This window comes from Sphingobium sp. YR768, assembly GCF_900111125.1.
GTDB lineage: Bacteria > Pseudomonadota > Alphaproteobacteria > Sphingomonadales > Sphingomonadaceae > Sphingobium.
In genome coordinates this window covers 1-25,002 of sequence record NZ_FOGE01000028.1, presented here as the reverse complement: position 1 = coordinate 25,002, position 25,002 = coordinate 1, and the positions used below count along the sequence as shown (strand labels likewise).

Here is a 25,002-nt window from a genome sequence, read left to right as displayed (position 1 = left end):
GAACGGATTGGTTTAGGGGCCACGCGCAGATTTAACGAATCCCCAACCGCCGGCGCGCCGGCAACGGAGAAGCATCATGGCCCGCAGCCATCCGCTCGAACATTATCGTAACTTCGGTATCATGGCGCATATCGACGCCGGCAAGACCACCACGACCGAGCGTATCCTTTATTACACCGGCAAGTCCTACAAGATCGGCGAAGTCCATGACGGCGCCGCGACCATGGACTGGATGGAGCAGGAGCAGGAGCGTGGTATCACCATCACCTCGGCTGCGACGACATGCGTGTGGAAGGCGGCTGAGGGCAAGGGCCCCGAGCATCGCCTGAACATCATCGACACCCCCGGCCACGTCGACTTCACCATCGAAGTCGAACGCTCGCTGCGCGTGCTCGACGGTGCGGTTGCCGCGTTCGACGGCGTTGCCGGCGTTGAGCCGCAGTCGGAAACCGTGTGGCGCCAGGCGGACAAGTACAAGGTTCCGCGGATGTGCTTCATCAACAAGCTCGACCGCACCGGCGCCAACTTCTATTATTGCGTGCAGACGATCATCGATCGCCTGGGCGCGACCCCGGCTGTCCTCTATCTGCCCATCGGCGCGGAAGCGGATTTCAAGGGTCTGGTCGATCTGGTCGAGAACCGCGCCATCATCTGGAAGGATGAGAATCTGGGCGCCGAATTCTCGTACGAAGCGATCCCGGACGATTTGGCCGACAAGGCTGCCGACTATCGCGAAAAGCTGATCGAGCTTGCCGTCGAGCAGGACGACGAGGCGATGGAAGCTTATCTGGAAGGCAATCTGCCCGACACCGCGACGCTGAAGGCGCTGATCCGCAAGGGTACGCTGAACCAGTCGTTCGTGCCGGTGCTGTGCGGCTCCGCGTTCAAGAACAAGGGCGTTCAGCCCCTGCTCGACGCGGTTGTCGACTATCTGCCTTCGCCGCTGGACATCGAAGACGTGCAGGGCATCAACCCCGACACCGAACAGCCCGATAGCCGTGCGACCGCCGACGATGCGCCCTTCTCGGGCCTGGCGTTCAAGATCATGAACGATCCCTTCGTGGGCTCGCTGACCTTCCTGCGCGTCTATTCGGGCACCCTGACCAAGGGCACCTATCTGAACTCGGTCAAGGACAAGAAGGAAAAGATCGGCCGCATGCTGCTGATGCATGCGAACAGCCGTGAAGATATCGATGCGGCTTATGCTGGCGACATCGTCGCGCTGGCCGGCATGAAGGAAACCACCACCGGTGATACGCTGTGCGCCGAGCGCCAGCCGATCATTCTGGAGCGGATGGAATTCCCCGAGCCGGTCATCGAACTGTCGGTGGAGCCCAAGACCAAGGCCGACCAGGAAAAGATGGGCGTCGCGCTCAACCGCCTGGCCGCCGAAGATCCCTCGTTCCGCGTCTCGACCGATCACGAATCGGGCCAGACCATCATCAAGGGCATGGGCGAACTTCACCTCGAAATTCTGGTCGACCGCATGAAGCGCGAGTTCAAGGTCGAGGCGAATGTCGGTGCGCCGCAGGTGGCCTATCGCGAATATCTCAAGAAGGCCGTCGACGTCGACTACACGCACAAGAAGCAGTCGGGCGGCACCGGCCAGTTCGGCCGCATCAAGGTGAAGCTGACGCCGGGCGAACGCGGCGCCGGCATCATCTTCAAGGATGAAATCAAGGGCGGTAATATTCCCAAGGAATATATCCCCGCCATTGAAAAGGGTATGCGCGAAACGGCGGCCACCGGCTCGCTGATCGGCTTCCCGATCATCGATTTCGAAATCAACCTCTATGACGGCGCCTATCATGACGTCGACTCGTCGGCGCTGGCTTTCGAAATCACCGGTCGCGCAGCGATGCGTGAAGCGGCGCAGAAGGCGGGCATCACCCTGCTGGAGCCGGTCATGAAGGTCGAAGTCGTCACCCCGGAAGAATATCTGGGCGACGTCATCGGCGACATGAACAGCCGTCGCGGTCAGATTCAGGGCACCGACACGCGCGGCAACGCGCAGATCGTCGAGGCCATGGTGCCGCTGGCCAACATGTTCGGTTATGTGAACTCGCTGCGTTCCTTCACCCAGGGCCGCGCGAACTACTCGATGACCTTCTCGCATTATGACGAAGTGCCGCAGAATGTGGCGGATGAAGTCAAGGCGAAGATGGCCTGATGACTTTCCCGGGCCGAGCCGTGCAAACGGCTCGGTTAGGGGCTGGTAATCTGTAAATTTGCTGCTATGGACGCGCCTTCGCGAGGCGCGGCCGAGCGGTCAGACCCAAGCTGATTTTGATTAGAAGGTAGGATAAAATGGCTAAGGCTAAGTTTGAGCGGAACAAGCCGCACTGCAACATCGGCACCATCGGTCACGTCGACCATGGCAAGACCTCGCTGACCGCAGCGATCACCAAGGTGCTGGCCGAAACCGGCGGCGCGACCTTCACCTCGTACGACAACATCGACAAGGCTCCCGAAGAGCGCGAGCGCGGCATCACCATTTCGACCGCCCACGTCGAATATGAAACCGAAGCCCGTCACTATGCGCACGTCGACTGCCCGGGTCACGCTGACTATGTGAAGAACATGATCACCGGTGCGGCCCAGATGGACGGCGCGATCCTCGTCGTTTCGGCCACCGACGGTCCGATGCCCCAGACCCGTGAGCACATCCTGCTCGCCCGTCAGGTCGGCGTTCCGCAGCTTGTCGTGTTCATGAACAAGGTCGACCTGGTCGACGACGCCGAAATCCTCGAGCTGGTCGAGCTGGAAATCCGTGAACTGCTCAGCAGCTACGATTTCGACGGCGACAACATCCCTGTCATCCCGGGTTCGGCTGTTGCCGCTCTCCAGGACAAGACCCCGGAAATCGGCCACGACGCCGTTCTGAAGCTGATGGCCGCTGTCGACAGCTGGATCCCGCAGCCCGAGCGTCCGATCGACAAGCCCTTCCTGATGCCGATCGAAGACGTGTTCTCGATCTCGGGTCGTGGTACGGTTGTGACCGGCCGCGTCGAAACCGGCATCATCAAGGTTGGTGAAGAAGTCGAAATCGTCGGCCTGAAGAACACCGCCAAGACCACCGTGACCGGCGTGGAAATGTTCCGCAAGCTGCTCGACGAAGGTCGTGCAGGCGACAACATCGGCGCCCTGGTGCGTGGCACGAAGCGTGAAGAAGTTGAGCGTGGTCAGGTTCTGGCGAAGCCCGGCACCATCACCCCGCACACCGAATTCGACGCGGAAGTGTATGTCCTGTCGAAGGAAGAAGGCGGCCGTCACACCCCGTTCTTCGCGAACTATCGTCCGCAGTTCTACTTCCGTACCACGGACGTCACCGGCGAAGTCATCCTGCCGGAAGGCACCGAGATGGTTATGCCTGGCGACAATGTGAAGCTCGGCGTGAAGCTGATCGCTCCGATCGCTATGGACGCTGGTCTGCGCTTCGCAATCCGTGAAGGCGGTCGTACCGTCGGCGCAGGGGTTGTCGGCACGATCTCGAAGTAATATAGGACCGCAGCGGCGCGAATCGCCTGATTCGCGCCGCTGAAGTTTTTAACCGCCCCGGATCGCCTTTCTCCGGCTCGAATGAGCTAGAAGGGCAGTTTGCGGGGCGGATATTTTTTGTGGCGCATTTTCACAAGTCATTGGCTGCTCCGGCTGATTTCTGAAAATGCTCCGGTTTTTGGCTCTTTCGCATCGGTACAGGAACTATGGACAGCAACATCCGCATTCGCCTCAAGGCGTTCGATCATCGCGTGCTCGATCAGGCGACCGGCGACATCGCCGACACCGCCCGCCGCACTGGCGCCCTCATTCGCGGTCCGATTCCTCTTCCGACGCGCATCGAAAAATTCACGGTCAACCGTGGTCCGCACATCGACAAGAAGTCGCGCGAGCAGTTCGAAGTCCGCACCTACAAGCGTATGCTTGACATTGTGCAGCCGACGCCGCAGACGGTCGACGCGCTGATGAAGCTGGACCTGGCTGCCGGCGTGAACGTCGAGATCAAGCTGGCCTAAGCCGGCAAGTCCCTGCTCTCCAAAAGGTGGGCAGGGTATCGGGCATTCTGGGGAACTGGAAGCTCAAACGACACAAGGGATACCGCACGGCCATCCGGTGAACCGGACAAGGCGCGTGGTCCTGGTCCCCCGTCGCCTTTCCCGAGAGGGATCGGCATCTAACCCGGACGGGGTGATCTGTAATTTGGGTTGGGCCGCGAAGCAGAGATGCTGAGCGGTTTTTTCGTTGGATACGCCCGCTGCTAAGGCGGGCCTCTATGGGAGTAACAAGTGATGCGCACAGGCGTGATCGCTAAGAAAGTCGGGATGACCCGTCTGTTCCAAGAGGACGGACGTCATATTCCTGTTACGGTTCTTGCCCTCGAGGGCAATCAGGTCGTGGCTCGCAAGGAAGTTGATCGTGACGGCTACGTCGCGGTTCAGCTCGGTGCGGGCGTCGCGAAGGTCAAGAATGTCGCCAAGCCGCAGCGCGGTCACTTCGCCAAGGCGGAAGTGGAGCCGAAGGCGCGTCTGGTCGAATTCCGTGTCGCCGAGGACGCGCTCCTCGATGTCGGCGCCGAAATCGCGGCCGATCACTTCATCGCCGGTCAGCTGGTCGATGTCGCTGGTCACACCCAGGGTAAGGGCTTTGCCGGCGCTATGAAGCGTTGGGGCTTCGGCGGTATGCGCGCCACCCACGGTGTGTCGATCAGCCATCGTGCCCATGGTTCGACGGGTAACCGTCAGGATCCGGGTCGCGTCTTCAAGAACAAGAAGATGGCCGGCCACATGGGTGACCGTGAGCGGACTCAGCAGAACCTCGAAATCGTCCGCACGGACGTCGAGCGTGGCCTGCTGTTCGTCAAGGGCTCGGTTCCGGGCGCCAAGGGCACCTGGCTGACCGTCAGCGACGCCGTCAAGGTGAAGCGTCCTGCCGACGTGCCGTATCCCGCCAGCCTCAAGGCTGCCGCTAACAGCAACACCGCTGCGGAGACGCCTGCTGAAGCAGCCGCTCCCGAAGCGACCGAAGGCCAGGAGGGCTAAACCATGAAGGTCAATGTACAGACCCTCGACGCGCAGGCCGCCGGCGAACTGGAGCTGAATGACGACGTATTCGGTCTTGAACCGCGCGCCGACATTCTGCACCGCGTCGTCACCTGGCAGCTCGAGAAGCGTCGCGGCACCGCCCGCGGCACCCGTGAGCGTAGCGATGTCGCTCGCACCGGCAAGAAGTTCGGTCGCCAGAAGGGCGGCGGTACCGCCCGTCACGGCGATCGCCGTGCGCCGGTGTTCATCGGTGGTGGTAAGGCCCACGGTGCCCGCGTTCGTGACTTCAACCCCTCGCTGAACAAGAAGGTTCGCGCGCTGGGTCTGAAGATGGCGCTGTCGTCGAAGGTCAAGGCGGGAACGCTGACGATCATCGACAGCCTGGATGTTGCCGAAGGCAAGACCAAGGCGCTGGTCGCCAACCTGGCCAAGCTGAACCTGACCAAGGTGCTGTTCATCGACGGCGACGCCGTGAACATCAGCTTCGCAAAGGCTTCGGCGAACATCATCGGTGTGGACCTGCTCCCTGCCGTTGGCGCCAATGTCTATGACATCCTGAAGGCCGACTCGCTGGTGCTCACCCGCGCCGCGGTCGAAAAGCTGGAGGCCCGTTTCAATGGCTAAGAAAGAAGCCGCGGCTGTCGCCAACCGTCATTATGACGTCGTTGTCGCCCCGCACATCACCGAGAAGTCGACCCTTCTCTCCGAGAACAACGCCGTGGTCTTCAAGGTCGCTGGCGATGCCACGAAGCCGGAGATCAAGGCCGCTGTCGAGGCGATCTGGGGCGTCGAAGTCAAGAGCGTGAACACGCTGGTGACCAAGGGCAAGACGAAGCGCTGGAAGGGCAAGCCCTACACGCGTTCGGACGTGAAGAAGGCGATCGTCCGCCTGGCCGAAGGCCAGTCGATCGATATCACCGAGGGAGTCCGTTAAGATGGCTCTTAAGCATTATAACCCGACCAGCCCGGCCCGTCGTGGCCTGATCCTGGTCGACAAGTCGAGCCTGCACAAGGGTAAGCCCGTCAAGGCGCTGACCGAAGGCAAGCACAAGACTGGCGGCCGTAACAACAAGGGTCATGTGACCTCGCGTGGTATCGGTGGCGGTCATAAGCAGCGCTATCGTATCATCGACTTCAAGCGTCGCTTGTGGGATGTCGAAGGTACGGTCGAGCGTCTGGAATATGACCCCAACCGCACCGCCTTCATTGCGCTGGTCAACTATCCCGACGGCACGCAGACCTATGTTCTGGCGCCGCAGCGTCTGGCTCCCGGTGACAAGATCATCGCGGGCAAGAAGACCGACGTGAAGCCGGGCAACGCGATGGAACTGGGTCAGATGCCGGTCGGCACGATCATCCACAACATCGAAATGAAGCCGGGCAAGGGCGGTCAGCTCTGCCGTTCGGCGGGCACCTATGCCCAGCTGGTCGGTCGTGATCGCGGCATGGTGATGGTGCGTCTGTCTTCGGGCGAACAGCGCTATATCCGTTCGGACTGCATGGGCACCATCGGCGCCGTCAGCAACCCGGACAATGGCAACACCAACCTTGCCAAGGCAGGCCGCAACCGTTGGAACGGCATTCGCCCTCTGACCCGCGGTGTTGCCAAGAACCCGGTCGATCACCCGCATGGCGGTGGTGAAGGCCGGACCTCGGGCGGCCGTCATCCGGTCACGCCCTGGGGCAAGCCGACCAAGGGTGCACGCACCCGCCACAACAAGGCGACGGACAAGTTCATCATCCGTAGCCGCCACGCGAAGAAGAAGAGGTAAGCGAGATGGCTCGTTCCGTCTGGAAAGGTCCTTTCGTGGACCTCAGCCTTCTGAAGAAGGCGGAAACGGCGCAGGACGCCAATGGCCGTACCGGTCCGATCAAGACCTGGTCGCGCCGTTCGACGATCCTGCCGCAGTTCGTTGGCCTGACGTTCAACGTCTATAATGGCCGCAAGCATGTTCCGGTTGTCGTGAACGAGGAAATGGTGGGTCACAAGCTGGGCGAATTCGCTCCGACCCGCTACTTCCCCGGTCACGCTGCCGACAAGAAGGGCAAGCGCTAATGAGCAAGGAAAAGGCTCCCCGTCGCGTCGCCGACAATGAGGCGCTGGCCGTTGGCACGCAGATCCGTGGTTCGGCCCAGAAGCTGAACCTGGTCGCCACGCTCATCCGCGGCCGCAAGGTCGAGGACGCGCTGAACATCCTCGCCTTCTCGAAGAAGGCGATGGCCGTCGACGTGCGCAAGGTGCTGGCTTCGGCCATCGCCAATGCGGAAAACAACCACAATCTGGACGTCGACGCTCTGGTCGTCGCGGAAGCATCGGTGGGCAAGAGCTTCACCCTGAAGCGCTTCCACGCTCGCGGCCGCGGCAAGTCGACCCGGATCCTGAAGCCCTTCAGCCGCGTGCGCATTGTCGTGCGTGAAGCTGGCGAAGAGGCGGAGGCGTAAGCACATGGGTCACAAGAGCAATCCGATCGGTCTGCGTCTGCAGATCAACCGCACCTGGGACAGCCGCTGGTTTGCGGAAGGCCAGGATTATGGTCGTCTTCTGCTGGAAGATCTCAAGATCCGCCAGTTCATCATGAAGAACCTGCCGCAGGCCGCGATCTCCAAGGTCGTGATCGAGCGTCCGGCCAAGCTGTGCCGCGTGTCGATCTACGCTGCCCGTCCCGGTGTCATCATCGGCAAGAAGGGTGCGGACATTGAAAAGCTGCGCAAGAAGCTGGGCAGCCTGACCTCGTCCGACGTGTCGCTGAACATCGTCGAAATCCGCAAGCCGGAAATCGACTCGAAGCTCGTCGCACAGGGCATCGCCGATCAGCTGGAACGCCGCGTGGCTTTCCGTCGCGCCATGAAGCGTGCGGTGCAGTCGGCTCTCCGTCTGGGTGCCGAAGGCATCAAGATCACCTGTGGCGGCCGTTTGGGCGGCGCAGAGATCGCGCGCGTCGAATGGTATCGCGAAGGCCGCGTTCCGCTGCACACGCTGCGTGCGAACGTCGACTATGCCGAAGCCACGGCGCACACCGCCTATGGCGTTTGCGGCATCAAGGTCTGGATCTTCAAGGGCGAGATTCTCGGCCATGATCCGTTCGCCACCGACCGGCTGATGCTGGAGGCTCAGACCTCCGGCGTGCGCCCGGCGCGCTGAGAATAAGAAGGTAATAGCGTCATGCTGCAACCGAAGAAAATGAAGTTCCGCAAGGCCTTCAAGGGCCGGATCAAGGGCGACGCCAAGGGCGGTTCGGCTTTGAATTTCGGCGCCTACGGCCTCAAGGCCATGGAACCCGAGCGCGTCACCGCACGTCAGATCGAAGCGGCTCGCCGCGCGATCCAGCGTCACCTTCGCCGTCAGGGTCGTCTGTGGATCCGCGTATTCCCCGACGTGCCGGTTTCCAAGAAGCCTGCCGAAGTCCGTCAGGGTAAGGGTAAGGGTTCGGTCGAATATTGGGCTGCTCGCGTCAAGCCGGGCCGCATCCTGTTCGAACTGGACGGCGTGCCCGGTCCGCTCGCAGCAGAGGCCTTCTCGCGCGCCGCGATGAAGCTGCCCATCAAGACGAAGGTCGTTGCCCGCCTCGGCGACACCTCGCACCTGGAGGGTTAAGCTGTGGCCAACGTTGCAGACCTCAAGACCAAGACGGACGACGAACTGTCGACCGAACTCAACAACCTGAAGCGTGAGCAGTTCAATCTGCGCTTCCAGGCGGCCACCAACCAGCTGGAAAAGCCCAGCCGCGTGAAGGAAGTCCGTCGGTCGATCGCTCAGATCAAGACCCTGCAGACGGAGCGTAACAGCTCCGCTGCCAAGTAAAGGAACCACACGATGCCCAAGCGCGTGCTGACGGGAACTGTGGTTTCCGACAAGACCGACAAGACGGTGGTCGTTCGCGTGGAGCGCAAGGTAAAGCATGCGCTCTACGGCAAGATCATCCGTATGTCGAAGAAGTACCATGCCCATGACGAGGGCAACATCTACAAGGAAGGCGAAACGGTCCGCATCGAAGAGACCGCTCCGATTTCCAAGCTCAAGACCTGGAAGGTCATCGAGCGCGTAGACACCCACAAGTCGCCGGAGACGGCCGCTTAAGGGTAGCTCGTTCGGGCCTTTGAAGAAAAACGCGGCGCGGGGCTGGCCTTTTCCTTTCGGAAAGGGTACAGGCCCGCGCTTCGCGTAGAGTCAAAGGCTCTAGGCACGAAATTCGGAACCGCCGGGAATTGCCCCGGTAGGCCAAATAAGAAGGAACCGGATCTATGATCCAGATGCAATCCAATCTTGACGTCGCTGACAACAGCGGCGCCAAGCGCGTCCAGTGCATCAAGGTGCTGGGCGGCTCGAAGCGTCGCTTCGCTGGCGTGGGCGACATCATCGTCGTCTCGATCAAGGAAGCTGCGCCTCGTGGTAAGGTGAAGAAGGGTGACGTGCATCGCGCCGTCATCGTGCGCACCGCCAAGGACGTGCGTCGCGCTGATGGCAGCGTGATTCGCTTCGACGGCAATGCCGCTGTGCTGATCAACAAGAACGAGGAGCCGATCGGCACCCGTATCTTTGGCCCCGTGGTTCGTGAACTGCGCGCCAAGAAGCACATGAAGATCATCTCGCTCGCTCCCGAGGTGCTGTAATGAGCGCTGCCAAGATCAAGAAGGGCGACAAGATCGTCGTCCTGGCCGGCAAGGACAAGGGCCGTACCGGCGCCGTCCTCCAGGTCATGCCCAAGGAGGACAAGGTCCTCGTCGAAGGCATCAACGTGCATGCGCGTCATCGCAAGCCCGATCAGGCCAACCCGCAGGGTGGCATCGATCGCAAGCCTGCGCCGCTGCACATTTCGAACGTCGCTGTCGCCGACAAGGATGGCAAGCCGACCCGCGTCCGTTTCGAGGACCGCGACGGCAAGAAGGTCCGTGTCGCCGTCAAGTCCGGTGAGGTGCTGTAATGAGCGACAAGTATATCCCGCGCTCGAAGGCTGTCTACGACGCCGAAATCGCCAAGGCGATGACCGAGAAGTTCGGTTATCAGAACGTCATGCAGATCCCCAAGATCGAAAAGATCGTGCTCAATATGGGCGTGGGCGAAGCGACGCAGGACAAGAAGAAGGTCACGCAGGCCGCCGAGGAAATGGAGCTGATCGCCGGTCAGAAGCCGGTCATCACCAAGGCTCGCAAGTCGATCGCGCAGTTCAAGCTGCGTGAAGGCATGCCGATCGGCGCCAAGGTCACGCTGCGCCGCGAGCGCATGTATGAATTCCTGGACCGCCTGATCAACGTTGCTCTGCCGCGCGTTCGCGACTTTCGTGGTCTGAACCCCAAGAGCTTCGATGGTCGTGGCAACTACGCCTTTGGCATCAAGGAACAGCTGATTTTCCCGGAAATCAGCTATGACAAGATCGACAAGGTGCGTGGCATGGACATCATCGTGACCACCACGGCGAAGACGGACGATGAAGCGCGCGAACTGCTGCGCCTCTTCGGCTTCCCCTTCCCGATCGAAGAGAAGCAGGCGGCCTGATTGGGCCCCGCTTCTCTCCCAAACGCTTAAGCTAAGGAAGAGAACTTAAGTCATGGCGAAACTGAGTTCGATCAACAAGAACGAGCGCCGCAAGAAGCTGGTGAAGAAATATGCCGGCCGCTATGCGAAGCTCAAGGCGATCGCGAATGATACCGCGGCCGACGACAGCGATCGTCTGATCGCGCGTCTGAAGATGGCGGAGATCCCCCGCAACGGCAACCCGACCCGCGTTCGGAACCGCTGCGAACTGACGGGGCGTCCCCGCGCTTATTACCGCAAATTCCGTCTCTGCCGCGTGCAGTTGCGTGATCTGGCCAACAAGGGCCTGATCCCCGGCGTCACCAAGTCGAGCTGGTAAGGATCATTTGAGATGGCATTGACCGATCCCCTGGGTGATATGCTCACCCGCATCCGCAACGGGCAGCAGGCGAAGAAGGACAGCGTTATGTCCCCCGCTTCCAAGCTGCGCGCCCGCGTGCTCGACGTGCTCCAGCGTGAAGGCTACATCCGTGGCTATTCCGAAGAGCTGCTTGGCCAGCATCCTGGCCTGCGCATCGAGCTGAAATATTTCGAAGGCGCACCGGCGATCAAGCATGTCGCTCGCGTTTCGAAGCCTGGCCGCCGCGTCTATTCGGGTTCCAAGGAACTGCCGGTAGTGCGCAACGGTCTGGGCATCACCATTGTCTCGACGCCTCGTGGCGTTCTGTCCGACGCCGAAGCGCGTGAGCAGAATGTCGGTGGCGAAGTGCTGGCGGAGGTGTTCTGATGAGCCGTACTGGCAAAAAGCCGGTCACCGTGCCTTCGGGCGTGACCGCGTCCATCGCTGACGGTCAGCTGTCGGTGAAGGGCCCCAAGGGCACCCTTTCGCTGCCGATGGCCGACGAAGTCACCTACAGCATCGAAGACGGTGTGATCGCGGTGAAGCCTGCCAATGACGGCAAGCGCGCTCGCGCTTTCTGGGGCATGCAGCGCACCCTGGTCGCCAACCTGATCACGGGCGTGACCGAAGGCTACACAAAGAAGCTGCTGATCACCGGCGTTGGCTATCGTGCGGATGCCAAGGGCAAGGTTCTGAACCTGAAGCTCGGCTATTCGCATGATGTCGACTTCGAGATCCCCGAAGGCATCGAGATCAAGACCCCGGATAACACCACGGTCGAGATCACCGGCATCGACAAGCAGCAGGTCGGTCAGGTCGCTGCTGAGATCCGCCGCTGGCGCAAGCCCGAACCCTATAAGGGCAAGGGCATCAAGTACGCCGGCGAATTCATCTTCCGCAAGGAAGGGAAGAAGAAGTAAGATGGCAAAGCTTTCCCTCTTCGCGCGGCGTCGTCGCCGCGTTCGCACCGCGCTCAAGGCTGTTTCGGGCACCCGTCCGCGCCTCAGCATCCATCGTTCGGGCCGTCACATCTACGCCCAGGTCATTGATGACGCCGCCGGCAAGACCGTCGCTGCTGCATCGACCCTGGACAAGGAAATCGGTTCGAAGGCTCTGGGCAAGACCGGCGCTTCTGCCGAAGCTGCTGCCGATGTCGGCAAGCGCGTCGCCGCTGCGGCGACCGCCGCTGGCGTCACCAAGGTCGTGTTCGACCGTGGTGGCTTCCTGTTCCATGGCCGCGTCAAGGCGCTGGCCGATGCGGCCCGTGAAGCCGGGCTGGAGTTCTGATCATGGCTGACGAAAACACCAACGAAGTCGTCGCACCCGTCGAGGGCGCCGAAGCGACTGCACCGACCGAAGGTCGTGGTCCCGGCCGTGGCCGTGGCAACCGTGGCGGTGGCGATCGCAACCGTGGCGAGCGTGGCGGCCGTGGCCGTCGCGATGACCGCCGTGGCGGCAACCGCGACGAGGAGCAGGGCGAAGAGCTGATCGAGAAGCTGGTTCACATCAACCGCGTCTCGAAGACCGTCAAGGGCGGTAAGCGCTTCGGTTTCGCTGCTCTCGTCGTCGTCGGCGACGGCAAGGGCCGTGCAGGCTTCGGCCATGGCAAGGCGCGCGAAGTGCCTGAAGCCATCAGCAAGGCGACTGCCGCTGCCAAGAAGGCAATGGTTCGCGTTCCGCTGAAGGAAGGCCGCACCCTGCATCATGACGGTCTCGGCCACTTCGGCGCCGGCAAGGTGACTGTCCGTTCGGCCCCGGCCGGTACGGGTATCATCGCCGGTGGTCCGATGCGCGCCGTGTTCGAAAGCCTCGGCGTCGCTGACGTCGTGACCAAGTCGAACGGCACGTCGAACCCCTATAACATGATCCGTGCGACCTTCGCGGCTCTGGTCGAACAGACCAGCCCGAAGTCGGTGGCCCAGCGTCGTGGCAAGAAGGTCGCTGACCTTCTGCGTCGCGGTGGTGCCTCCGCCGACGTCGCGCAGGCTGATGCCGAAGCGATTGCGGAGTAACTGATATGGCGAAGATCAAGATCAAGCAGATCGGTTCGCCGATCCGCCGCCCCGAAGCTCAGAAGAAGATTCTGATCGGTCTGGGCCTTGGCAAGATGAACCGCGTGGTGGAACTGGAAGATACGGCGGAAGTCCGCGGTGCGATCCAGAAGCTGCCCCACATGGTGGCCGTGGTCGAAGGCTAAGCCTTCCGATCACCGGAAAATAGAAAGGGCCGATTCGCGCAGGCGAATCGGCCCTTTCTGCGTTTGCGGCACCTTTCACGTCATTTTCCCGGAATGAGCCGACTTTGCGCTGATTCACCCCGTCATTGCGAGCGAAGCGAAGCAATCCACGGCGCGCCATTGGATTGCTTCGCTTCGCTCGCAATGACGATTCGGATTGGCATCATCTCGCCCGACGGCCATTTTCCTATGCCTGACTGCCATGCCATTCTGGCAGCGTGTGCCTTCGGGGCCGGATGGTGCAGCGGGCAAGGCAGGGGGCGGGATGGCCGATCATGACCAACATCATGCGATTGAAAGATAATTTCCAACATCTGGCATGAAATGTCGAAATCCGCGGGAAATATGCGAAGTTAAGGCCGGGCTTTCCAACAGCGCTTGCCGCCCTACCCTCGGTCAGCGGCCGCATTCCGGCGCATTAGGGGGTGACAATGGAGCCGCATCCCGCTATGGGCGCCGCTTCCATTTCAGCGCGAACCAAGCGAAAGCGAGTGCAAATTATGAAGCTCAACGAAATCAATGACAATGCCGGCGCCCGCAAGGGCCGGATGCGTGTCGGCCGTGGTATTGGCTCGGGCAAGGGCAAGACCGCCGGTCGCGGCCAGAAGGGTGCGAAGGCGCGTTCGGGCGTCAGCATCAACGGCTTCGAGGGTGGCCAGATGCCGCTCCACATGCGCATCCCGAAGCGCGGCTTCAACAACATCTTCGCCAAGGATTACGCGATCGTAAACCTGGGCGCCGTGCAGAAGGCGATCGACGAAGGCAAGCTGGACGCCAGCGCCACCATCGATCAGGCTGCCCTGAACGCAGCCAACCTGACCCGCGGTGGCAAGGATGGCGTGCGCCTGCTGGCCAAGGGTGAACTGACCGCCAAGGTCAGCTTCCTGGTCGCCGGTGCCTCGCAGAGCGCCATCGACGCCGTCGAAAAGACCGGTGGCAAGGTCGACGTGATCGTCGTCGTTCCGGCCGCTGAAAAGGCGAAGGCCAAGAAGGGCACGACCCTGGCTGCCAAGAAGGCTGCCAAGCAGGGCTGATTTTTCGCCTGAGACTTGCATGCATGACCCCGCTGCCCGATATGGGTTGGCGGGGTCATGTGCATCGGGGGACGCTATTTTGTCGCATAAGTGACAAATCCCGGTTCGACAGCGCCCCACAGCCCCGTTAAGGGGATTCCCGATTCCGGCCCATATTGTATCCGGGCACGAGTGATTTGAAGGGCAGCCACCATGGCATCGAGAGCCGACCAGCTCGCATCCAATCTCAGCCTCGCAAAGTTCAGCCAGGCGACCGACCTCAAGAAGCGCCTGTGGTTCACGCTGGGGGCGCTGATCGTCTTCCGCTTTTTGAGCTTCGTGCCGCTGCCCGGCGTCGATCCGACTGCCCTGTCGCAGCTTTACAGCCAGACCAATGGCGGCATCCTCGACATCTTCAACACCTTCTCGGGTGGGTCGCTGTCGCGCATGAGCCTGATCGCGCTGGGCGTCATGCCTTATATCACCGCGTCGATCGTGGTGCAGCTTGGCGCCTCCCTCTCGCCCCAACTCGCGGCGATCAAGAAGGAAGGCGAAAGCGGCCGCAAGAAGCTGAACCAATATACCCGCTATGGCACCGTCGGCCTGACCGCCGTGCAGGGCTATTTCATCGCTGTCGGCCTGGAGGGCTTTGGCGCCCAGTCGGGCGTGCAGGCGGTGATCGAGCCGGGCCTGCTGTTCCGCCTCACCGCGGTCGTCTCGCTGATCGGCGGCACGATGTTCCTGATGTGGCTGGGTGAACAGATCACCTCGCGCGGCATCGGCAACGGCACCTCGCTCATCATCATGGCGGGCATCGTCGCCCAGCTTCCCGTGACGCTCAGCAACCTGTTCAAGTCGGGCAGCGAAGGGTCGATTTCCGGCCTGCTGATCTTCGTGATCGTGGTTGCCCTGATGGGGCTGGTGCTGCTGATCTGCTACATGGAGCGGGCGCAGCGCCGGGTGCTGATCCAATATCCCAAGCGCCAGACGCGTCAGGGCCTGATGCAGGCTGATCGCAGCCATCTGCCGCTGAAGGTCAACACTGCCGGCGTCATCCCGCCGATCTTCGCCTCGTCGCTGCTGCTGATGCCGCTGACCATTTCGCAGTTCGCGGGCCAGACCGTTGCCGGGGAAAGCAAGTGGGGCGATTTCGTCCTTTCGCTCAACCAGTATCTGGCCCACGGCACGCCGCTCTATATGGCGCTCTATGGCCTGGGCATCGTCTTCTTCTGCTTCTTCTACACCGCAGTCGTGTTCAATCCGGAAGAGACGGCCGACAATCTGAAGCGCAATGGCGGCTTCATTCCGGGCATCCGTCCGGGCAAGAACACCGAAAATTATCTGGACTATGTGCTGACCCGCATCACCGTCATCGGCGCGGCCTATCTGGCCTTCATCTGTCTGGTGCCGGAATTCGCGATCGCACGGGCGGGCATTCCCTTCTACCTTGGTGGGACTAGCCTGTTGATCGTGGTCAATGTTACGGTGGACACCGTGACCCAGATTCAGAGCCATCTGCTCGCCCATCAATATGGCGATCTGATCAAGAAGGCGAAGCTCAAGGGTCGCATGCGCTGAGGGGCGTTTCGGCACTTTAATCAGCGCACGAACAGGGGAGAATGCGCGCAATGAATATCATTCTGCTTGGCCCTCCGGGGGCCGGCAAGGGCACCCAGGCGACTCGGCTGGTTGACGATCGTGGCATGGTGCAGCTGTCGACAGGGGACATGCTGCGCGCGGCGGTGAAGGCGGGAACGCCGGTAGGACTTCAGGCCAAGGCGCTGATGGAATCGGGAGCGCTGGTTCCGGACGAAGTCGTGTCGGGCATCATCGGCGAAGCGCTTGATGCGCTGTCGGCCGATACCGGCGTGATCTTCGACGGCTATCCGCGGACGGAGGCACAGGCCCATTCGCTCGACACCATCCTGAGCGATCGCAACCGCACGCTCGACCATGTGATCGAGCTGGAAGTGGACGAAGACGCGCTGGTCGAGCGCATCACTGGCCGCTTCACCTGCGCCAACTGTGGCGCGGGTTATCATGACAGCTTCAAGCAGCCCAAGGTCGAGGGCGAGTGCGACAAGTGCCATGGGCATGAGTTCAAGCGCCGTCCGGACGATAATGAGGAAACCGTGCGCACCCGCATGGCCGAATATCGCGCCAAGACCGCGCCGATCCTGCCGATCTACGAAGCGCGCGGCATCGTGTCGCGGGTGGACGGCATGGCCGACATGAATGACGTGACCGTCGCGATCGCTGCGATCTTGGACGGCGGCGCGTCCTGAGCTTTCTTCTTCCCCTGCATGGCAGGGGAGGCGGATATGCGGATTTTTGGGGTACTGGCATGGGCTGGTGCGGCGATGGCCGCGCCGGCCCATGCTGCTGTTACGGGCAGCAGCGCGATCGGCTTCGCGACCGAAAGCAGCGTGGAGATCGCGGCCGATGCGGCGCACGTATATGCTTTGCTGATAACGCCGGGCCGCTGGTGGAGCGACGGGCACAGCTATAGCGGCGATTCGGCCAATATGACGATCGATCCGCGCGCAGGCGGATGCTTTTGCGAGACGATCCCGTCGAAGGACGACCCCTCCGGCACGATCGAACATGCCTGCATCATCTATGCCATGCCGGGCCAGAGGCTGTGCTTGTCCGGCGGCTTCGGCCCGTTGCAGAGCGAAGGCGTGGCCGGAACGCTGGATATCGCCATCACCCCGGCGGGGAAGCGCGTCAAAGTGACGATGACCTATGTGGTAGGTGGCTATCTGCGCACCGGCCCGGACAAGATCGCGCCGCTGGTAGATCAGCTTCTGGGCGAGCAACTGGCCGGCCTCAAGCGCGCGGTCGAGTCGGCGCAATAAGGCAAACAGGGCGGTCTGGCTGACGGAAAAGCGGCGCTGACGGCGTTTCGGTACCGAAACCGGCAAAGAAACCGGTGAATCGCGCTTAGGTTAACTACGATCTTAACGGATTCGTTGCTGCGCTGTTGCTATAAGGCTGCATGACTGGAACGCCGCTTCATCATGGCCGCTTGACGGAACTGGACGCGCTGCGGGGTGTCGGGGCGCTGTGCGTGCTGCTGTTCCATTATTCCACGCGCTTTCACGAACTCTTCCCGCAGGCCGCGCATGTGCCGTTCAGCTTCATCGGCGGCAATTATCGCGTCCTGCTCTTCTTCACCATTTCCGGCTTCGCGATCTTCTTCACGCTGGATCGCATCCGCACCGTGGCCGATTTCGTGGTGAACCGCTTCGCCCGTCTCTATCCGGCCTATCTGGTTGCGATGCTGCTGACATTGTCGATCGAATATCTGGCCCAGGCGACGCAATTGCTGATCGGGCCGGTCGCGATTCTGGCCAATTTCACCATGTTGCAGGGCTTCGCCTTCCTGCCGGAGGTGGACGGCGCCTATTGGACGCTGACGGTCGAGATCGCCTTCTATTTCTGCATGATCGCGATCTGGAAATTCATCGGCCTCCGCCGACTGGAACCGGTGCTGGCGGTCTGGTTGCTGCTACGCTGGCTCTACTGGTTCTGGCCCGACATGCCCGAACGATTGATCATGCTGCTGGTGCTGCGCTACACGCCCTTCTTCGTGATCGGCATGCTGGCCTATCGGGTGTGGAAGGGGCAGCGCAGCCTTAAACAGCAGGCGCCCTATGCGCTGCTGGCGCTGGCGTCGATCGCGACCATGGAGACATGGGACGTGACGGTAATGGGCTGCGTGCTGGTCGCCCTCTATGTCGCGCTGATCCATGGCTATCTGCGCTTCATCAGCATCCGGCCGCTCGTCTGGCTCGGCGGGATCAGCTACAGCTTCTACCTGATTCACCAGCATGTCGGCTTCGTCATCATGCTGGAATGCGCCAGAGCGGGCCTCAGCCCGTGGATCGGCTTTGCCACCGCCTTCACCGTGGCGCTGACGTTGGGCACGACCATCCACTATCTGGTCGAACGGCCCGTGGGGGAAGCGATCCTGGGCTGGTGGAAGCGACGTCGCGAAGGCCGCGCCCCTCTCGACAAGGCCGCCGCCAGCCGGACATGAAAAAGGCGCGCCCGCAATGGCCGGCGCGCCTCTTCCTCAAATCACGATGCGCTTATTGCGCGACGGGCGCTGCCGCTGCCGCATTGGTGGGCAGGCCGCCCAACTGGGTCACTAGCTTGGTATAGGCGTCCAGATAGGCCAGCACGATCACCTGGCCGATTTCGGTATTCTGGTAGCCGCCGCCACCGGCCGCCGCAAAGCCGCCCCACCAGCCGGCCCCGCCGCCACCGCCAAAGCCGATGTCGGTCTTGCGGGCATAGCCTTCGGTCAGCGCCTCTTCCTCGGTCGTGCGGGCGTTAACGATCGACAGAGTGACGTTGGCTTCCTTCTTCTTGATGTTCAGGCCGCCCGCGATCGCGCCGAAGGTGCCGCCCAGCATGCCGCCCAGCGCGCCGCCAATGCCGCCGCCGCCGCTGTTGCGGTTGGACGAAACGATATCGGGCTCCAGATAATAGTCGGCCGTCTTGACCTGACCCTTGCCCAGATTCGATCCCGCCTGAAGCTCGCCCGAGTCCGCCATGGCGCGTTCCATCGCGCGGCTCTGCATGGCGCGGCCACGATTGACGATAGTGAAACAGCCCGACTGCTGGATGAAGACCTTCAAAATGGCTTCCGGGCTGCCCAGATTCAGTTCGCGCCACCATTGATTATCGGGCTCGACGATCGCAACCGTGCCGATGCGGCGGGTGCAGTGGGGGATTTCCTGTGTTGCGCGCTCCTGCGAGCGGCGGCCGGAGGAGGCGCCTTTGGTGGTGCCATCCTTATGCGTCTGGCCGGATGAACTCATGTTCGTCTGTGCGCTTGCGGCCAGCGGCGTTGCGATCAGCGCCACCGACGCGGCGAGCGCGGGAACCGTCTTCAACATGCCCCAATTCCTCTGATGTGGTTGATATGATAGCATTTTATTTATGATGCGACCCACAAAGGACGCGATGGCATAGCATAGCGTCCTGACCTTGCCTACATGGCGTGCGGTGACTTGCTGACAGGGAGAAGAATCGCTGCTATCGGGCGCCGATGACCGATCTCAGCCATATCCGTAATTTTTCCATCATCGCGCATATCGACCATGGCAAGTCCACGCTGGCCGACCGGCTGATTCAGCGGACCGGCGGCCTGACCGACCGTGAGATGAGCGCGCAGGTGCTCGATAATATGGATATCGAGAAGGAGCGCGGCATCACCATCAAGGCGCAGACCGTGCGCCTCGACTATACCGCCAAAGACGGCCAGACCTATGAGCTGAACCTCATGGACACGCCGGGCCATGTCGACTTCGCCTATGAAGTGTCGCGTTCGCTCGCAGCCTGTGAAGGCGCGTTGCTGGTGGTGGACGCGGCGCAGGGCGTGGAAGCGCAGACGCTCGCCAACGTCTATCAGTCGATCGAACATGATCATGAGATCGTGCCGGTCCTGAACAAAATCGACCTGCCCGCAGCAGAACCGGAAAAGGTGCGCAAGGAAATCGAGGATGTGATCGGCCTCGATGCGTCGGAAGCGGTGCTGGCCAGCGCCAAGTCCGGCATCGGCATCGACGATATTCTAGAAGCCGTGGTCAAGAAGATCCCGCCGCCCAAGGGCGACCGCAACGCCCCGCTGGAAGCGATGCTGGTGGATAGCTGGTACGACCCCTATCTGGGCGTCGTCATTCTGGTGCGCGTCGTCAACGGCGTCATCAAGAAGGGGCAGGCGATCAGGTTCATGATCGGCGGCACCGAACATCTGATCGACCGTGTCGGCTGCATGCGGCCCAAGATCGAACAACTGCCCGAACTGGCGGCCGGCGAGATCGGCTTCATCACCGCGCAGATCAAGGAAATTGCCCAGACCCGCGTCGGCGACACCATCACCACGGTCAAGAATGGTGCGACGACGCCGCTGCCGGGCTTCAAGGAAGTGCAGCCGGTGGTCTTCTGCGGCCTTTTCCCGGTCGATGCCAATGATTTCGACAAGCTGCGAGATTCGATCAGCAAGCTGCGCCTGAACGACGCCAGCTTCAGCTTCGAAATGGAAAGCAGCGCCGCGTTGGGCTTCGGCTTCCGCTGTGGCTTCCTGGGCCTCCTGCATCTGGAGATCATTCAGGAGCGTCTGACCCGCGAATATGATCTGGATCTGATCACCACCGCGCCGTCGGTGGTGTACAAGATTCAGCTCACCTATGGCGCGGGTGAAATCGAACTGCACAACCCGGCCGACATGCCCGACCCCACCAAGATCGACGAGATCGAGGAGCCGTGGATCGAGGCGATCATCTACTGCCCCGACGAATATCTGGGTTCGATCCTGAAACTCTGTCAGGATCGGCGCGGCATCCAGAAGAACCTGACCTATGTCGGCGGCCGCGCGCAGGTGACCTACGAACTGCCGCTCAACGAAGTGGTGTTCGACTTCTACGATCGGTTGAAGTCGATCAGCCGGGGCTATGCCAGCTTCGACTATCACCAGATCGGCTATCGCGAGGGCGATCTGGTCAAGATGAGCATCATGGTCAATTCCGAGCCGGTCGACGCGCTGAGCATGATCGTCCATCGCGGCACCGCCGAATCGCGCGGGCGCGGCATGTGCGAGCGGTTGAAGGATCTAATCCCCCGCCATCTTTTCAAGATCCCGATTCAGGCGGCGATCGGCGGCAAGGTGATCGCGCGCGAAACCATCGCCGCGATGCGCAAGGACGTGACCGCCAAATGCTATGGCGGCGACATCAGCCGCAAGAAGAAGCTGCTGGACAAGCAGAAGGAAGGCAAGAAGCGGATGCGCGAATATGGCAGCGTCCAGATTCCGCAAGAGGCCTTCATCGCCGCGCTGCGGATGGGCGACGAGAACTGATCCGATGAGCGGCCGCTGCGCACCGATTGCGGGGCAGGTCGCACGGATAGAGCGGGCCGCCGCCTTTCTGGCCAATGGCATGTCGCTTTGCCCCTGCCCGGATGCGGCGGGGCGGCGACGCAGCGCCATGCCCGCCAAGCTGATCGGCAACGGGCTGCGCGAACTGGACCTGTTCCTGACCGACCTGATCGTGGAGGCGGGGCGCATCGACCGGCTTGGCATGGCGGCGGGGCGCGATCCGGGCATCCATCCCGGCCGCCGCATCTATTGCGCGGCGGAGGCATGGCGGCGCACCGGACCAAGACTGGGGCTGGCCATCGAAGCGCGCGGGCGCCTGCGCCAGATGCGCGCCGGACAGAATCGGCAATGTTTTGGACAAGTGCGGGGCGATGACGCCGAGATTTTGATGCAACAGGCCTGCGCCGATTATGCGCGGCTCGCAGGCGATGTTCTGGAGGCCTTGAGGTTGCGCATAGCAACCAATGCGGTGCCCGCAAACGACGGGCGGTTGCGATAGCGCGACGAATGATCGCCAATGGCTTTTCTGCGCAGCTAAGGTTCAGGAAAGCGAAAAATGGCTGTTTTCCGTGGGTTGTCGATAGCCGAATCAGTGCGAAAATCGCCTGGTCGGTTCACCTGACAGGATGCACAGCCGGACAGAATCGCATTGTCGAATGCATCCGTCGTGGGCTTCACGCGTTACGCTTTTGTAACGGTAAGGAGATTTTGATGCCCCCCATGAGCAAGATTGTCCCGCTGGCTGCCATCCTCGTCGGATCGCTGGGCTTGCAGGGCTGCGCCACCAAAGGTTTTGTGCGCGAACAGGTCGCGACCGTGAACCAGCGCGTCGACGCGCTCGATTCCCGGTTGCAGGCGACGGACGGCACCGCGAAGCAGGCGCTGGCGGAAGCACAGTCGGCATCCGGTCAGGCCCAGAATAATGGCCAGCGCATCGACCAGCTCAACGGCCGCGTCGATGGCGTCGAACAGCGGTTGCAGGAAGCCCAGAAGAAGCGCGCACGCAATTGATCCTGCCGGGCGGCGTGAGCTGACCGAACACACGGCCTTTCGGGCCGGCGCTTCCCCCCTTGGCGCCGGCCCGATTTTTTGCCCTCTCTTTCGAGTGTCGCTGTAGATGATCCCCATTTTGCTGGCGCTGGCCAGCGTCACCCCGCATGTCGCCGTCGCCGCGTCCCACGGCGCCAACAAGCCGGTTGCCGCGACCGCTAAAAAAAAGGCCCAGAAACAGGCGAAGAGCGCGCCCAAGAAACCGGCGCAGAAAATTCCTGATCCACAGGCTTCAGTCGATGCCACCCGGATGATCGACTGGATCGCCTCATCCCACAACAATGCCGGCTATCCCTATGCCATCATCGACAAGAAGGCGGCGGCCATCTTCCTGTTCGATGCGAAGGGCAAGGCGCTGGGATCGGCGCCTGTGCTGATCGGCATCGCGACCGGGGATGACGCAACGCCGGGCATCGGAGCCAAGAATCTGGCGGAAATCGGCCCGGCGGAAAAGACGACGCCGGCCGGGCGCTTCCTCGCCAAATTCGGCTGGGCGGCGGGCAAGCAAAGAATATTGTGGGTCGATTATGCGACCTCGGTCGCCCTGCATACGATCCCGCCCGGCAACCCCAAGGAACGCAGGGTCGAACGGATGCTCTCTCCCACCAGCGAGGATAATCGCATCACCTTTGGCTGCATCAACCTGCCCAAGGCCTTTTACGGGGCGAAGGTGCGCCCGATCTTCCAGAAGAGGGGCGGCTATGTCTATGTGATGCCCGACACCAAATCGCTGGAAGAGGTCTTCCCGCCCATTCGCGTGCAGCCTTTCCTCAACGCCTCGGCCTCTTGAGCCGGCGGCGGCGCGTCAGGCGGCGCACCAGTCTATGAGCTGAGCCGATGCCTCCCTGGCCTGTCCTTTTAGGATCATCAGCGTCCCCAGCGACACGCCATCGCGCATCAGCAGACGCGCATCGGGGTCTCTGTCGGCAGGGTCTGGTCGGGCATCGAAGTTGCCGCCATTCATCATCGCGGCGAGCGTGATGCGGGATCGGCGGGCCAGGTCGGCCTCTTGCGCGCAGCGGGCACCGGTCAGGCTGGGCACGCTGATCCCGGTCAGATGATAAAGATGCCCGCGCCAGGCATAGCTGTCTGCGGCCAGGACACAGGCCTGTCCCTTCGGATCGTCGCACAGCGCGAACTGGTCCGCGATCATCGTCGGCGCATCCTGTGCGCTGGCACTGGCCGGAGAGGGCAGAACCGTCTTGACCAGCATCACCCCCAAAGCGGCTATGATCAGCGCGCCCAGCACCAGGCCGGCGGGCACGACACGGGCGGGCTTCTCCTGCCTGTCATTGAGCCAGCGATTGTCCCGGTCGGGGTTGCGATCCCCCACATCATATAGGCTGCGTGCCATTATTTGCCCCCGAAAGTCGCGCCTTTCATGGCAGAGTATCGCGAATTTTCCGTTAACCTGGATCAGTTATGGCCGCCTTGACGCTGGCCGGGCAGCATGATCAAAGACCGGTGAAGGAGGCCGCATGAGCGAAACCTGGCTGTATGACGAGCATCCCGCGATGTTCCGCGCACATCCCCTGTTGTTCATCCTGCTGCTGGTGTCGGTCGTCGGCATCCTCGCGATCGGGATATGGTGGGTGATGCACAAGGGCGAGCGGCTGGCGCTGAGTGAGCGTGAGGTGCTGCTGGAGCGGGGGCTGCTGTCAAAGCAGCGGACCGAGATCGCGCTCACCTCCATCCGGTCGGTGCGGATAACCCAGAGTCTGGGGCAGCGGATGTTCGGCGTGGGCCATGTCGAACTGTTCAGCGCCGGCGATATCGCCGAAATCGCAATCAAGAATATGCCGCGTCCGGACCGTATCCGGGCGATCGCGGCGGCCCGCAATCTTGACCTGCTGCCCCAGCGATAGGGTGGGCATCCGTGCGAAGGGCCACCGTCTTTCGCTATCCGTTTTAAAAAACAACGGCCTCAGCCGGTGTTTTTCCTGCATTTTTTCGCCGTCACTGTAAGACAATTACGCCAGCCCCTTGACTTGGGCCGATTTATTTCAACGATAGGGTAACCAAGGGGGCCGGCCGAGCAACCATCGCTAGAGGACGCCATGTCAGGAACGACCGTCCACAAAGGTGTGGGCGGCGCGCGAAGGGGTGTCGCCATGGTTGGCTTGCGAGTGATGCCGTCTCTGCCGGATCTGACGGCTGAGAAGCGGGCGGAAATCCGGCAGGCCTGTGGCTTTGCCTGTGTGCGCTGCGGCGTCACGATTTACCGCTATCTGGGGCTGCCCGACGGGCCGGGGGCGACGCTGCTGTGCCCGACCTGCCATGGACTGGTCGAGGAAGGGCGGTTGACCGCGACCCAGGTGCATAGTTTCCACGCCAATCCGGTGGTGCGCCAGCGGCATTTCGCCCGCGACCGCCTGCCCTTTTCGGCCGAGCTGCCGCAACTGATCGTCGGCGGATCGCGACTGCTGCGTGATACGCCGATCCCGATCACGCTGGAAGGCGAACCGATCCTGATGTTCGCGCCGCCCCGGCGGACCAATGGCGCGACCCGCATCAGCGTGCGGCTGGGCGCGCCGGATGGTGATGCGATGCAGGTGATCGACGGCAATGAATGGAAGCCCACCGATGGCGGCTGGCACTTCCTGCTGCGTGGCGATCGCTATTCGATGATGGCCGCGCGTGGCGATGGCCTGTGCGTCTTGCGGATCGTGGCGCGCAACCGCATCGCGGTCGAACATCTGCGCACCACGATCAAAGGGCGTCGGCTGGAAATCACACCCGACTGGCTGGAAATTGACGGCAAACGCTATGTCGACCGCATCGGCAGCGGCACGCTGATCGGGCTGGAACTTTAGAGTCGGATGACATCAGATTGATCCGTATCCGGAATTGATGAGATATTTGCGGCATTCTGCGGGACTGAAAGCATCGAGCAGCGATCCGATGC

Annotated in this window: 35 protein-coding genes; 33 read left to right on the top strand and 2 right to left on the bottom strand. The window is 61.8% G+C overall.

What is annotated here, in order from left to right; all coding sequences use genetic code 11:
• Positions 1-76 precede the first annotated feature (76 nt).
• The 27 genes from fusA (at position 77) to BMX92_RS21555 (ending at position 18,203) form a co-directional block, all read left to right on the top strand.
• The gene (gene fusA, locus BMX92_RS21685) at positions 77-2,170 is read left to right on the top strand and encodes an elongation factor G (protein WP_093020438.1); all 2,094 of its coding nucleotides are present in this window, start codon (positions 77-79) and stop codon (positions 2,168-2,170) included.
• Between the two features lie 137 nt (positions 2,171-2,307).
• Entirely contained in the window at positions 2,308-3,498 is a 1,191-nt protein-coding gene (tuf, locus tag BMX92_RS21680) for an elongation factor Tu (RefSeq protein ID WP_093020435.1), read from the top strand.
• Positions 3,499-3,704: 206 nt separating this feature from the next.
• Positions 3,705-4,013: a 30S ribosomal protein S10 gene (gene rpsJ, locus BMX92_RS21675; RefSeq protein WP_007686587.1), complete on the top strand. Its 309-nt coding sequence runs from the start codon at positions 3,705-3,707 to the stop codon at positions 4,011-4,013.
• 273 nt (positions 4,014-4,286) lie between these two features.
• Entirely contained in the window at positions 4,287-5,036 is a 750-nt protein-coding gene (gene rplC / locus BMX92_RS21670) for a 50S ribosomal protein L3 (RefSeq protein ID WP_093020433.1), read from the top strand.
• 3 nt (positions 5,037-5,039) lie between these two features.
• Positions 5,040-5,663: a 50S ribosomal protein L4 gene (gene rplD / locus BMX92_RS21665; RefSeq protein WP_093020431.1), complete on the top strand. Its 624-nt coding sequence runs from the start codon at positions 5,040-5,042 to the stop codon at positions 5,661-5,663.
• Positions 5,656-5,973, top strand: coding sequence for a 50S ribosomal protein L23 (locus BMX92_RS21660; RefSeq protein WP_093020429.1), 318 nt, complete (start codon positions 5,656-5,658; stop codon positions 5,971-5,973). The genes rplD and BMX92_RS21660 overlap by 8 nt, the downstream gene beginning before the upstream one ends.
• Position 5,974: 1 nt before the next feature.
• Entirely contained in the window at positions 5,975-6,811 is an 837-nt protein-coding gene (gene rplB / locus BMX92_RS21655) for a 50S ribosomal protein L2 (RefSeq protein WP_093020427.1), read from the top strand.
• Positions 6,812-6,816: 5 nt separating this feature from the next.
• Positions 6,817-7,095 carry a 30S ribosomal protein S19 gene (gene rpsS / locus BMX92_RS21650; RefSeq protein ID WP_093020425.1) on the top strand — a complete coding sequence of 93 codons (279 nt, stop codon included), beginning with the start codon at positions 6,817-6,819 and terminating at the stop codon, positions 7,093-7,095.
• A complete protein-coding gene (gene rplV / locus BMX92_RS21645) occupies positions 7,095-7,481 on the top strand; it encodes a 50S ribosomal protein L22 (RefSeq protein WP_004208717.1) in 387 nt (128 codons plus the stop codon). Before rpsS ends, rplV begins: the two co-directional genes overlap by 1 nt.
• A gap of 4 nt (positions 7,482-7,485) precedes the next feature.
• Complete coding sequence (rpsC, locus tag BMX92_RS21640; RefSeq protein ID WP_093020423.1) at positions 7,486-8,181, top strand: 30S ribosomal protein S3; 696 nt, start codon at positions 7,486-7,488, stop codon at positions 8,179-8,181.
• Positions 8,182-8,202: 21 nt separating this feature from the next.
• Positions 8,203-8,634: a 50S ribosomal protein L16 gene (gene rplP, locus BMX92_RS21635; protein WP_093020421.1), complete on the top strand. Its 432-nt coding sequence runs from the start codon at positions 8,203-8,205 to the stop codon at positions 8,632-8,634.
• Between the two features lie 3 nt (positions 8,635-8,637).
• Positions 8,638-8,841 carry a 50S ribosomal protein L29 gene (gene rpmC, locus BMX92_RS21630; protein WP_056691689.1) on the top strand — a complete coding sequence of 68 codons (204 nt, stop codon included), beginning with the start codon at positions 8,638-8,640 and terminating at the stop codon, positions 8,839-8,841.
• A 12-nt stretch (positions 8,842-8,853) separates the two neighbouring features.
• Positions 8,854-9,117: a 30S ribosomal protein S17 gene (gene rpsQ / locus BMX92_RS21625; protein WP_093020419.1), complete on the top strand. Its 264-nt coding sequence runs from the start codon at positions 8,854-8,856 to the stop codon at positions 9,115-9,117.
• Positions 9,118-9,281: 164 nt separating this feature from the next.
• Entirely contained in the window at positions 9,282-9,650 is a 369-nt protein-coding gene (gene rplN, locus BMX92_RS21620) for a 50S ribosomal protein L14 (RefSeq protein WP_093020417.1), read from the top strand.
• The gene (gene rplX, locus BMX92_RS21615; RefSeq protein ID WP_093020415.1) at positions 9,650-9,961 is read left to right on the top strand and encodes a 50S ribosomal protein L24; all 312 of its coding nucleotides are present in this window, start codon (positions 9,650-9,652) and stop codon (positions 9,959-9,961) included. Before rplN ends, rplX begins: the two co-directional genes overlap by 1 nt.
• On the top strand, positions 9,961-10,533 hold the full coding sequence (rplE, locus tag BMX92_RS21610; RefSeq protein ID WP_093020413.1) for a 50S ribosomal protein L5: 573 nt from the start codon (positions 9,961-9,963) through the stop codon (positions 10,531-10,533). Before rplX ends, rplE begins: the two co-directional genes overlap by 1 nt.
• Before the next feature lie 52 nt (positions 10,534-10,585).
• Entirely contained in the window at positions 10,586-10,891 is a 306-nt protein-coding gene (gene rpsN / locus BMX92_RS21605; RefSeq protein ID WP_007707881.1) for a 30S ribosomal protein S14, read from the top strand.
• A 12-nt stretch (positions 10,892-10,903) separates the two neighbouring features.
• Positions 10,904-11,299, top strand: coding sequence for a 30S ribosomal protein S8 (rpsH, locus tag BMX92_RS21600; protein ID WP_093020411.1), 396 nt, complete (start codon positions 10,904-10,906; stop codon positions 11,297-11,299).
• Complete coding sequence (gene rplF / locus BMX92_RS21595; protein WP_093020409.1) at positions 11,299-11,832, top strand: 50S ribosomal protein L6; 534 nt, start codon at positions 11,299-11,301, stop codon at positions 11,830-11,832. The genes rpsH and rplF overlap by 1 nt, the downstream gene beginning before the upstream one ends.
• 1 nt (position 11,833) lies before the next feature.
• The gene (gene rplR, locus BMX92_RS21590; protein WP_093020407.1) at positions 11,834-12,199 is read left to right on the top strand and encodes a 50S ribosomal protein L18; all 366 of its coding nucleotides are present in this window, start codon (positions 11,834-11,836) and stop codon (positions 12,197-12,199) included.
• Between the two features lie 2 nt (positions 12,200-12,201).
• Complete coding sequence (gene rpsE / locus BMX92_RS21585) at positions 12,202-12,924, top strand: 30S ribosomal protein S5 (protein WP_093020405.1); 723 nt, start codon at positions 12,202-12,204, stop codon at positions 12,922-12,924.
• A 5-nt stretch (positions 12,925-12,929) separates the two neighbouring features.
• The gene (gene rpmD, locus BMX92_RS21580; RefSeq protein ID WP_093020403.1) at positions 12,930-13,109 is read left to right on the top strand and encodes a 50S ribosomal protein L30; all 180 of its coding nucleotides are present in this window, start codon (positions 12,930-12,932) and stop codon (positions 13,107-13,109) included.
• Positions 13,110-13,648: 539 nt separating this feature from the next.
• Positions 13,649-14,182, top strand: a complete 534-nt coding sequence (gene rplO, locus BMX92_RS21575) for a 50S ribosomal protein L15 (RefSeq protein ID WP_093020401.1) — start codon at positions 13,649-13,651, stop codon at positions 14,180-14,182.
• A 192-nt stretch (positions 14,183-14,374) separates the two neighbouring features.
• On the top strand, positions 14,375-15,739 hold the full coding sequence (gene secY, locus BMX92_RS21570; protein WP_093020399.1) for a preprotein translocase subunit SecY: 1,365 nt from the start codon (positions 14,375-14,377) through the stop codon (positions 15,737-15,739).
• A gap of 50 nt (positions 15,740-15,789) precedes the next feature.
• Positions 15,790-16,446 carry an adenylate kinase gene (locus tag BMX92_RS21565; RefSeq protein WP_093020397.1) on the top strand — a complete coding sequence of 219 codons (657 nt, stop codon included), beginning with the start codon at positions 15,790-15,792 and terminating at the stop codon, positions 16,444-16,446.
• A gap of 36 nt (positions 16,447-16,482) precedes the next feature.
• Complete coding sequence (locus tag BMX92_RS21560; protein WP_093020491.1) at positions 16,483-17,019, top strand: SRPBCC family protein; 537 nt, start codon at positions 16,483-16,485, stop codon at positions 17,017-17,019.
• A gap of 140 nt (positions 17,020-17,159) precedes the next feature.
• Positions 17,160-18,203 (top strand): acyltransferase family protein, encoded by a 1,044-nt coding sequence (locus BMX92_RS21555; protein ID WP_093020395.1) that lies wholly within the window; start codon positions 17,160-17,162, stop codon positions 18,201-18,203.
• A 52-nt stretch (positions 18,204-18,255) separates the two neighbouring features.
• On the opposite strand, the gene BMX92_RS21550 is transcribed toward BMX92_RS21555, so the two are convergent.
• Positions 18,256-19,068 carry a CsgG/HfaB family protein gene (locus BMX92_RS21550; protein WP_093020393.1) on the bottom strand — a complete coding sequence of 271 codons (813 nt, stop codon included), beginning with the start codon at positions 19,066-19,068 and terminating at the stop codon, positions 18,256-18,258.
• Positions 19,069-19,220: 152 nt separating this feature from the next.
• On the opposite strand from BMX92_RS21550, the gene lepA reads away from it, so the two are divergent.
• The 4 genes from lepA to BMX92_RS21530 all read left to right on the top strand — a co-directional run bounded on the left by lepA (position 19,221) and on the right by BMX92_RS21530 (position 22,887).
• Entirely contained in the window at positions 19,221-21,029 is a 1,809-nt protein-coding gene (gene lepA, locus BMX92_RS21545; RefSeq protein ID WP_093020391.1) for a translation elongation factor 4, read from the top strand.
• Between the two features lie 4 nt (positions 21,030-21,033).
• On the top strand, positions 21,034-21,546 hold the full coding sequence (locus BMX92_RS21540; RefSeq protein ID WP_256213544.1) for a hypothetical protein: 513 nt from the start codon (positions 21,034-21,036) through the stop codon (positions 21,544-21,546).
• Between the two features lie 212 nt (positions 21,547-21,758).
• Complete coding sequence (locus tag BMX92_RS21535; RefSeq protein WP_177185194.1) at positions 21,759-22,058, top strand: hypothetical protein; 300 nt, start codon at positions 21,759-21,761, stop codon at positions 22,056-22,058.
• A 106-nt stretch (positions 22,059-22,164) separates the two neighbouring features.
• Positions 22,165-22,887: a hypothetical protein gene (locus tag BMX92_RS21530; protein WP_093020387.1), complete on the top strand. Its 723-nt coding sequence runs from the start codon at positions 22,165-22,167 to the stop codon at positions 22,885-22,887.
• A 15-nt stretch (positions 22,888-22,902) separates the two neighbouring features.
• Here the strand turns inward: BMX92_RS21530 and BMX92_RS21525 are convergent, their stop codons facing one another.
• Positions 22,903-23,451, bottom strand: a complete 549-nt coding sequence (locus BMX92_RS21525; protein WP_093020385.1) for a nuclease — start codon at positions 23,449-23,451, stop codon at positions 22,903-22,905.
• Between the two features lie 124 nt (positions 23,452-23,575).
• Here BMX92_RS21525 and BMX92_RS21520 point away from each other — a divergent pair, with 124 nt between their 5' ends.
• Both BMX92_RS21520 and BMX92_RS21515 read left to right on the top strand, forming a co-directional pair.
• On the top strand, positions 23,576-23,962 hold the full coding sequence (locus BMX92_RS21520; RefSeq protein ID WP_093020383.1) for a PH domain-containing protein: 387 nt from the start codon (positions 23,576-23,578) through the stop codon (positions 23,960-23,962).
• A gap of 246 nt (positions 23,963-24,208) precedes the next feature.
• A complete protein-coding gene (locus tag BMX92_RS21515) occupies positions 24,209-24,910 on the top strand; it encodes a hypothetical protein (protein ID WP_093020487.1) in 702 nt (233 codons plus the stop codon).
• The last annotated feature ends 92 nt before the right edge of the window (positions 24,911-25,002 follow it).